This is a genomic window from Tsukamurella pseudospumae (genome assembly GCF_001575205.1).
GTDB lineage: Bacteria > Actinomycetota > Actinomycetes > Mycobacteriales > Mycobacteriaceae > Tsukamurella > Tsukamurella pseudospumae.
In genome coordinates, this window is sequence record NZ_LSRE01000050.1 from 621,826 (window position 1) to 628,818 (window position 6,993).

At 68.1% G+C, this 6,993-nt stretch carries 8 protein-coding genes and 1 pseudogene; 6 read left to right on the forward strand and 3 right to left on the reverse strand.

Going from position 1 to position 6,993, the window contains the following annotated elements; translation table 11 throughout:
• Positions 1-113 precede the first annotated feature (113 nt).
• From AXK61_RS24045 to AXK61_RS26085, 3 genes and pseudogenes are all read left to right on the forward strand, one after another.
• On the forward strand, positions 114-548 hold the full coding sequence (locus AXK61_RS24045) for a hypothetical protein (RefSeq protein ID WP_231855649.1): 435 nt from the start codon (positions 114-116) through the stop codon (positions 546-548).
• Positions 549-651: 103 nt separating this feature from the next.
• A pseudogene (locus AXK61_RS24050) lies at positions 652-1,299 on the forward strand (alpha/beta fold hydrolase); the annotation flags it as partial.
• Between the two features lie 89 nt (positions 1,300-1,388).
• On the forward strand, positions 1,389-1,559 hold the full coding sequence (locus AXK61_RS26085; protein WP_414930024.1) for an alpha/beta hydrolase: 171 nt from the start codon (positions 1,389-1,391) through the stop codon (positions 1,557-1,559).
• 12 nt (positions 1,560-1,571) lie between these two features.
• On the opposite strand, the gene AXK61_RS24055 is transcribed toward AXK61_RS26085, so the two are convergent.
• Positions 1,572-2,546, reverse strand: coding sequence for an o-succinylbenzoate synthase (locus AXK61_RS24055; RefSeq protein WP_068574358.1), 975 nt, complete (start codon positions 2,544-2,546; stop codon positions 1,572-1,574).
• Between the two features lie 24 nt (positions 2,547-2,570).
• Here AXK61_RS24055 and AXK61_RS24060 point away from each other — a divergent pair, with 24 nt between their 5' ends.
• A complete protein-coding gene (locus tag AXK61_RS24060; protein ID WP_068574356.1) occupies positions 2,571-3,497 on the forward strand; it encodes a 1,4-dihydroxy-2-naphthoyl-CoA synthase in 927 nt (308 codons plus the stop codon).
• A 23-nt stretch (positions 3,498-3,520) separates the two neighbouring features.
• Here AXK61_RS24060 and AXK61_RS24065 read toward each other — a convergent pair whose 3' ends face one another.
• On the reverse strand, positions 3,521-4,021 hold the full coding sequence (locus tag AXK61_RS24065; RefSeq protein WP_068747173.1) for a tyrosine-type recombinase/integrase: 501 nt from the start codon (positions 4,019-4,021) through the stop codon (positions 3,521-3,523).
• Positions 4,022-4,027: 6 nt separating this feature from the next.
• A complete protein-coding gene (locus AXK61_RS25260; RefSeq protein WP_139058072.1) occupies positions 4,028-4,396 on the reverse strand; it encodes a hypothetical protein in 369 nt (122 codons plus the stop codon).
• Positions 4,397-4,867: 471 nt separating this feature from the next.
• On the opposite strand from AXK61_RS25260, the gene AXK61_RS24075 reads away from it, so the two are divergent.
• Together AXK61_RS24075 and AXK61_RS24080 are read left to right on the forward strand one after the other, a co-directional pair.
• Positions 4,868-6,346: a HEPN domain-containing protein gene (locus tag AXK61_RS24075; RefSeq protein WP_068747175.1), complete on the forward strand. Its 1,479-nt coding sequence runs from the start codon at positions 4,868-4,870 to the stop codon at positions 6,344-6,346.
• A 387-nt stretch (positions 6,347-6,733) separates the two neighbouring features.
• Positions 6,734-6,993: helix-turn-helix domain-containing protein (locus AXK61_RS24080; protein WP_156485806.1), on the forward strand; the 260-nt coding region annotated here is incomplete at its 3' end.

The following is a 6,993-nucleotide window of genomic DNA, read 5'->3' on the forward strand; positions in this document are numbered from 1 at the left end:
ACCGACCCACCGACAGGAAACTCCCAGCGGATTCCGACCTCGAACTGCAGGCGGCACCGCATCAGTAGGACTACAAAGGAATGATGAGACGATCACTGACGACCCTCCCGACCGTGATCGCGATCGCAGCGGTGGGGGCCCCGGCCGCCAACGCCGCGAGGCCCGAGGCCGCCATCGCGCGCGGCATGACGCTCGTGGGCACCGACGCCTACGGCGAGTACGGCTGCGAGGACTTCGTCGACTTCGCGTACGGCCGCACCGTCAGCAACGGCATTCCGCACGACTCCGCGCGATCGTTCTACGAGAACCTCGCCGCCAAGGGACTCGGCCACTCCGCACTGCCCGCGCCGCGCGGCGCGCTCGTGTTCTCCCAGAGCGACTACGGCTATCACGTGGACATCTCACTCGGGAACGGCACGTACCTCAGCGGCGGCGTCCAGGGGCTCGATCGCGGATTCGGCGACGGCTCGCAGATCCAGATCATCCCGAAACCCGACATCGCGCCGAACTCGACGCTACTGGGTTGGGCCTACGCGCCCTGGAAGTAGCGCCCGCGAGGTCCCGATTGCGGCTTCAAATCCGCTCAAGCCCCGCCGAATGCGCGCGTCCCGTCATACGGCTGTCGGGTTCACGAACGCCACAGGAGGGCCCATGAACCGACGCTTCTTCCTCACCGGCGCAACGACGCTCGGGCTCGCTGCAGCAAAGACGGCCGCGTGCACCACGACCGAGGATCGCGCCGGCGCCCCGACGTCCGCCACACCCGCGGCGGGCTCGACCTCGTTCGACAGGATCGTCCTGCAGAGCGCCGACGGCACCGCGTTCGCGCTGCACAGCACCGGCTCGGGCGACCTCGTCGTGATCCATCCGAGTCTCGCTCGCGGCGCGGCGGACTTCGACGTCGTGGCCGGCCTCATCGCCCAGCAGGGGTTCCGCGTCATCTCCTTCGACCCGCGGGGCTGCGGCGCCACCCGCAACGGCCGCCCGGACGCGAAGCTCACCCTCGACGACCTCGCCGCGGACGTCCGGCTCATCATCGACACGTTCGGCGGCGGTCGCGCACACCTGATCGGACACGACTTCGGCAACCGGGTGATGCGGCGCCTCGCCGTCCTCACTCCGGGCGCAGCACGCTCGATCACCCTGTGGGGTGCGGGATCCGGCGAGCCCAGCAAGGACGCCGTCGCCGTGCTGACCTCCGTGATCGGTGCACGCACCCCGGTGCCCGCCTTCGAGGAGGCCGTCACGCGCGGATTCTTCGCTCCCGGAAACGATCCGAGCGTCTGGTACACCGGCTGGTACGAGGCCGGGGGGTGCTCGAGAGCGCGGCCTCGCGGGCGACCCCGGCGGAGACCTACGCGGGCGGCGGCACCGCGCCGCTGCTCATCGTGCAAGGCGGACAGGACTTCATCGCGCCGCCCGAGAAGTCCGAGACTCTTGCGCGGGAGTTGGGCGACCGCGCCACCCGGGTCGTGATCGATCGTGCGGGCCACGCGCTGATCCCGGAGCAGCCCGCGGCGGTGGCCACGGCGACGGTCGCCTTCCTCCGCAAGCACTGACGCGCAGGCGGGTCAGAGCAGAGCGGCGCACCGTCGCAGGCGGGCGAGCCACCAGTCCCGTTGCTCCCCCACCACTTCCAGGGCCGCGACCTGCTGCGCCGCAGGTTCGACGGTGCGCACCCGTAGCGCGCCGTCGACCAGCGGGTGCTCACCCAGGTCCGCGGTGAAGAAGCCCCCGGTCCCCAGGCCCGCGGCGTTGCCGTCGGGGATGCACGCCGCCGCGACGATTCCGGCAGACATCCCGACCGCCGTGTCCAGTGCGGAGGACACCGTGACCCGCACGCCCGCAGCTGCTTTCAGCGCCTGTGCCACCTCCAGCACGGCGCGCACCCCGCCGAGCGGGGCCACTTTGACCACCGCGACGTCGGCGGCGCCCAGCTCCGCGACGCGCATCGGATCGCCCGCGCGGCGGATGGATTCGTCCGCGGCGATGTCGCAGGCACCGTCGAGCCTGCGGCGCAGCTCGGCGAGCTCCTCCACGGTGGCGCAGGGCTGTTCGGCGTAGTCGAGCGGACCTCCCTCGAGGAGCCTGGTGATCGCTCGCTCCGCCTGGTCGAGCGTCCATCCGCCGTTGGCGTCGACGCGCACGGCACCGTCGGGCCCGAGGGCGTCGCGGACGGCCGCCACGCGCGCCAGGTCCTGGGCCAGGGTCTGACCCGGCTCCGCCACCTTGACCTTGGCGACCCGGCAGCCCGGGAACCGCGCGAGCACCTCCGCGACCCTGCTCGGCGCGACGGCGGGCACCGTCGCGTTCACGGGCACGACGGTGCGCAGCGGCTCCGGCCAGCCCTCGTACGCGGCCTCGATCCCCGCGCGCAACCACTGCGCGGCCTCGGCGTCGTCGTACTCGGGGAACGCCCCGAACTCGCCCCACCCCGCCGGCCCCTGGAACACCACGGCCTCGCGCGCGGTGATCCCGCGGAACCGCACCCGCATCGGCAGCCGCACCACGCGGGCCGCGGCCACCAGTTCGTCGACGTCCACCACGCCCCCAACAGTAGAGTCGATCCCGTGACTTTCAACCCCGAGCTGTGGCAGCCGGTCCCCGGATTCGAGGACCTCACCGACATCACGTACCACCGGCACATCACGCAGGGCACCGTCCGCGTGGCCTTCGACCGCCCGGAGGTGCGCAACGCCTTCCGGCCGCACACCGTCGACGAGCTGTACCGCGCGCTGGACCACGCCCGACGGTCCGCCGACGTCGGCGCGGTGCTGCTCACCGGCAACGGGCCGGCACCGAAGGACGGCGTGTGGTCGTTCTGCTCGGGCGGCGACCAGCGCATCCGTGGGCGCAGCGGCTACCAGTACGCCACGAGCCACGACTCGGACGTCGAGGCCGCGACCGCGGACGGCGTCGACGAGATCCGCACCAAGGCCGAGGGCGGCCGGCTGCACATCCTCGAGGTGCAGCGGCTCATCCGGTTCATGCCGAAGGTCGTGATCGCGCTGGTCAACGGCTGGGCCGCGGGCGGTGGGCACTCGCTGCACGTGACGTGCGACCTCACGCTCGCGAGCCGTCAGCACGCCAAGTTCAAGCAGACCGACGCCGACGTGGGCAGCTTCGACGCCGGCTACGGCAGCGCCTATCTCGCGAAGCAGGTGGGCAACAAGTTCGCGCGCGAGATCTTCTTCCTGGGTGAGACCTACAGCGCCGAGGAGATGCACCACATGGGTGCGGTGAACCGCGTCGTCGACCACGACGAGCTCGAGAACGTCGCGCTGGAGTGGACGGCGAAGATCCTCGGCAAGAGCCCGCAGGCGCAGCGAATGCTGAAGTACGCCTTCAACCTTCCCGACGACGGGCTCGTCGGGCAGCAGCTCTTCGCCGGCGAGGCCACCCGCCTGGCGTACATGACCGACGAGGCCGTCGAGGGGCGCGACTCCTTCCTGCAGAAGCGCGATCCCGACTGGTCGCCCTACCCGTACTACTACTAGGGGCACAGGTCAGGCGGGGTAAATCAGCCCCCAGTCCGCAGCTGGTCCGCAGTAGTCTTCAGAGCTGCCCGCGCAAGCTCGCCAGCAGCGGCGCGGGTCCGATCCTCTGCGGTCGGCCATAAGTGCGAGTACGTGCTCAGCGTCGTCGCCGAGGAATGCCCGAGCGCCCGCTGAACCGTCACCACGTCGCAGCCCTGTGCGACCAAGCCGCTCGCGTAGTAGTGCCGCAGGCTGTGCAGCTTCGTGGTGAGACCGGCGGCCTTGCGGGTCTGCCGCCACCGGTACGTCACCTTGTTGTCAGTCCAGGCCGTGCCGTCGAGGTGGAACATCCAGCCATCATCCGCCGGCGGGTACGCGGCTACGTGTTGCGAGAGGATCGTTACCAGCTCGTCCCGCAGGTAGACGGTGCGCTCGGATCCCCACTTCGGTGGCGCCTCACGGGCATTCACTCCGTCGCGCCGGCGAAGGTCCTCGCGCACCGACGCGAGCAGCTCGCCCATGCCGACGTCGGACCTGGGTCCCATCGATCCTCAGATCTTCGCCGGCGAGCGAGGGTTCGTCAGCGCGAAGGACCTGATCGCCGCCATCGATGACGCCGAACAGAAGGTTGCTCGTACACCGGATGTTTCCCGATCCTCGCCGCAATGTTGGGAGGGATCGACGCCACGATGGTGCAGTTCGCGCGGTCGGCGCTCGATCGGACTGGGGACATCGCTCGACAGGCGATTGCGAGCAATCCGGACCGGTCCGGCGAGGAGATCGACGCCCTCTGCGAGTCCATCCACGGCCCCCTCATCGATACGCCCAAGATGCACGGCGCCCTGGTCGGCGCCACCGAAGCCGACGCCGCCGGCCTGAACGTCACGCAGCCCCCCGAATACCCCACACTGGGCCGCCATTTGGACACTGTGGACCCAGTACTTCGCTTTGGGCACAGTGGAGCCGGATGCGTGTCTACGAAGGCAGGATCGCCTCACAGGTCCAGAACCTCTGTCTGCCTGTCTGCCTGTCTGCCTGTCTGCCTGTCTGCCTGGGGAGCTTCGCATGAGCATGCTCGACGCATCGAGCACTGGGCGGTGGGCGTGCCCGAGCACACTCCCAGCGGCATCGCCGGCGCGATGTATGCCCGCATCGATTAGGCCGAAGACGAATCCGGGAGTCGCTGCACCCTCTGTAGCGCACCCTCATTAACCCCCGGGGGTCTCACTGCACTCGACACCCTGCGGGCGAGCTGTAGGTACGTCGCTCACGTGCGGTCCGGTTCTGCAGCCCTGTGGAGATCGAGGTTTGACCATGCTCCGGCCCGTGTAGCGCTACCGTGCTCGATGCGGCACCGGCCGCGTGTCGTCCGAGATAGATGGGGTCTTGTCGTGGTGTCCGAGATCGATCCGTCAGGATCCGAGCAGCTCGCGGTCGCGGGAGAGTTCTGGATGCAGGAGCACCCGGATCGTTTGTCCGCCGGTGTGCTCACCATCGAGCGAGGTGTGCGGCCGTCGATCACTCTCGACGCGCGGATCGATCCGGCTACTCCAAACCTGGTCCGCGACGAGGTTAGCGAACACGGCGGATTCAGGCGGCTAGTCCGATATCCGACTGTGGACGAATCAGTGGCTTCGTTCAGGCCCGTAACCCTGCACGGACGCATGAGTGACGGCACCGCCATCACCGGCTTGGAGTCGCAGAATCACGGTGGTACCGGCCCGTTTCCGCCGCAGTACCAGCCAAGGTTCGTTGTCCTCGGCGCCCACGTCAGCACCGACACCGACTATCAGCGGATGCGCTTCGCGATCGACGCGCAGTATCTCTTACCGCAGGTCTGGGCCCATACGGAGCGCGAGGCCTCGGTCAGCCGACCGGATGTAGCGGGCACGATCCGCCCGCTGTATGCCGAGGACCAGTGGTGGCTCGAGTACGAGGCCGCCGATCCACGTCCGCTGCGCGCGATGATCGACAGCATCGCGCACGCCACGACCGTCCTCATCAAGTTGGCGTTCAACTGGGCTGTAACCCTCACCGACGTCCGATTGCAGTTGCCCGACGACGAGGAGTGGCTCCAAGTGGTCAGTGCGCGGTCGTGGGAGTCGTCCCGCGATGGCCTACCAGGCGATACACCGATGGCTCTCGAATCCCTCACCCTCGGACGCCTGGGGACGTTCATCGACCTCCACGACAGGCTCGATGCCCTGTCCGATCCCGTCGCCAACGACGTGAACGGCCCGATCCAGGCAACGATGCTGACCAACGCATCTGTCGCCGAAGGGATCCATCGGAGGCTGTGGGATCACCGCAAGCGGTTCGAGCTGACGGAGGGTGTTTCGCTACGTCCGGTGCGCAGAGCTGCGATCGCGGCGGGAACGGCGAAGTTCGTCGAGCTTTCGATCACCGACGAGAAGACCGCCGGCCAGGCGTTGCAGGACGGGCTGCAGTTTCTCAATGAGATCTCCTTCAAGCACCGCGTACAGGACCTTGCCGCCGAAGCGGCATCGATCTGTCCCGAGATATTCGAGGCGGTCCCAGACTTCCCCGATAAGCTGACGAAGGCCCGCAACGAGCTCGCCCACCAGCTCCTCGACCCCGACGATCAGCCCGAGACGTTGAGCACGAAGGTCGACCGGTGGATCGTGCTCGAGCGCGTGACTCGGTGGATGCTCAAGATCGTGCTGCTCCACCGCACAGGGATCTCGAAGCTGGAGATCGCCCATGCTCTCAACGCTCACGCAGGTGCTCCGAATGGCTCGGGCTACCCTGAGTACTTGATGACCCGGGCGAACAATCGGGCCATCGCCACCGAACTCGGATGGTTCGGCGCCATCGAGGGTGGATCTGACGCGACGACACCAGTGTCGTGACGTGCCCTCGGGGTTCGAGATAGCGCAGCACCGTCGCGCCGCAGCCCGGCTTCACAGACCCACACAGGTTCAGATAACGATGAGCTGACGCTGCCATCGATACGCGCGTCGTTCCTGGTCAACGACCGTCTACAGGTGTGAGACCTACAGATAACCGATCCGGGCGCGCTGTCGCCGGGCCGGTACGACGTCGAGACCGACCCGGCCACCCAGGAGATACACGCGTCCGCGTCGTCCGCACCGTTGACTGCGCTCGTTGATTCTCCCCAGTTCTGCTAACTGAATCTCCCCACTTGTGTGCACCCGCCAAGTAATGGGCGGGGCCTCCCCGTGATGCTGGTGGTCTCTGACCACGCACCAGCCCTTCGAGGGAGGCCCCGCTCGTTCATGCTCACACAAGGAGAGACCGTGGAAGCACATGCTCTGCGCAAGCAGGGGTGGACGATCTCAGCGATCGCCCGTCATCTGGGACGGGACCGTAAGACCGTCCGCAACTATCTCAACGGGGTCACCGAGCCGGGTGTCCGCCACCGGGACGAGGACCCGTTCGAGCCGTTCGCCGAGTACGTCACCAGCCGCTTGCTCGAGGACCCGCATCTGTGGGCGCAGACCCTGTTCGACGAACTCGTCGAGATGCGGTTCAAGCA